Below are 1,942 nucleotides of genomic sequence, written 5' to 3'. Positions count from 1 at the left end.
TGATGGTGTCGGAGATCAAGGGCTTTGGCGCGCAGTCGGGTCACACGGAAATCTATCGCGGTGCGGAATACGCGGTGAACTTCGTTCCCAAGGTCAAGCTTGAGATCGTCGTGGCTGACGGCCTGGCCGATGAGGTCGTAGATACGATCCTCAAAGCCGCCAAGACCGACAAGATCGGCGACGGCAAGATCTTCGTGCTCGATGTGGGCCAAGCGGTGCGCGTGCGGACCGGTGAAACCAATGATGACGCGCTGTAAGGGCGACAGGGGGAAAGTAGGACAATGAAAAACCTTTCGAAAATCACTGGCATAGCGGCGGTTCTCGCAGCGGTGGCGCTGCCCGCGCTGGCGCAAGACGCCACGGCTGCAGCTGATGCCGCGCCCGCGGCGATGGATCCGCCGGCCAACGAGATCGGCTTCATCCTCAATACGTTCATGTTCCTCGTCACGGGTTTCCTCGTGATGTGGATGGGCGCGGGCTTCTCGATGCTCGAAGCGGGCCTCGTGCGCTCCAAGAACGTCACGATGCAGTCGCTCAAGAACATCTCGCTCTTCGCGATCGCAGCGATCATGTATTACCTGATCGGCTATAACCTGATGTATCCCGGCGATGGCTGGTCGATCCAAGGCGTGCTGGGCGCGTTCGGGACCACCTCGCTTGAGCCCGTCGGCGTCGGCGCTGGCGATGTGGATCTGACCTATGCGTCGGTCGGCTCGGATTTCTTCTTCCAGCTGATGTTCTGCGCCACCACCGCCTCGATCGTCTCGGGCACGCTGGCTGAGCGGATCAAGCTGTGGCCGTTCCTGATCTTCACCGTGATTCTCACCGGCTTCATCTATCCGATCCAAGCCTCGTGGAAATGGGGCGGCGGTTTCCTCGACAGCGATTTCGGCTTCCTCGACTTCGCGGGCTCGACGGTCGTGCACTCGGTCGGTGGCTGGGCCGCGCTTGCAGGTGCGCTCATCCTTGGTCCGCGTCTGGGCAAATATAAGGACGGTCGCGTCAACCCGATGCCCGGCTCGAACCTGACGCTCGCCACGCTCGGTACCTTCATCCTGTGGCTTGGCTGGTTTGGCTTCAACGGTGGTTCGCAGCTTTACATGAACACCGTGGGCAACGTCGCCGATATCTCGCGCATCTTCGCCAATACCAACACGGCGGCTGCCGGAGGTGCGATTGCGGCGCTGCTGCTGACCCAGATCCTTTACAAGAAACCGGATCTGACCATGGTGCTCAACGGCGCGCTGGCTGGCCTCGTGTCGATCACCGCAGAGCCGCTGACTCCGAGCCTCGGGGCTGCCACGCTCATCGGTGCGGTCGGTGGTATCATCGTCGTCCTGCTGGTTCCGTTCCTCGACAAGCTCAAGATCGACGATGTCGTCGGTGCGATCCCGGTCCACCTTGGCGCTGGTATCTGGGGCACGCTCGCGGTTCCGATCACCAACTCGGATGGCACGTTCTACGGCCAGATCGTTTCGATCATCGTCGTCGGTGTCTTCGTCTTCGTGGTCTCGAGCGTGATCTGGTTCATCCTCAAGGCAACGATGGGTATCCGTGCGCCCGCCGAAGACGAGATGATGGGTCTCGACAAGGCAGAGCTTGGGATGGAAGCCTATCCGGAGTTCACCAACTGATCTGAAAAGATCCACGCATCACGCGAAGGCCCGGGGCATGCCCCGGGCCTTTTCATATCCAGCTGCCGCGCGGCTATACCCGTGGCGCCCAAAAAAGCGTCGCATTGCCTATTTTTTATCAAAATGACTTTGACGTGATAGCGCGCGTGATCTCTACACGGTCCCGTTATTTGAGAAACGCCGCCGCCGCGCGCCTGCTTGAGCCCGAAAGATGTCGCGGTCGTGACATCGGGGAAAACGCAACAAGCGAAGGGGCGAATACGTGAAACTCATTATTGCAGCAATCAAGCCGTTCAAGCTCGAGGAGG

Annotated in this window: 2 protein-coding genes; both read left to right on the top strand. The window is 60.1% G+C overall.

Annotation, left to right across the window (positions count from 1 at the left end):
* On the top strand, positions 1-257 hold a 257-nt coding region (locus tag DL1_RS20610), incomplete at its 5' end, for a P-II family nitrogen regulator (protein ID WP_038070270.1).
* A gap of 24 nt (positions 258-281) precedes the next feature.
* Positions 282-1,634 carry an ammonium transporter gene (locus tag DL1_RS20605; RefSeq protein WP_038070268.1) on the top strand — a complete coding sequence of 451 codons (1,353 nt, stop codon included), beginning with the start codon at positions 282-284 and terminating at the stop codon, positions 1,632-1,634.
* Positions 1,635-1,942: the final 308 nt, after the last annotated feature.

It is taken from the genome of Thioclava dalianensis (genome assembly GCF_000715505.1).
Lineage (GTDB): Bacteria > Pseudomonadota > Alphaproteobacteria > Rhodobacterales > Rhodobacteraceae > Thioclava > Thioclava dalianensis.
Note: the sequence above shows the minus strand (reverse complement) of the source record. Positions and strands in the feature narration are given on the sequence as shown.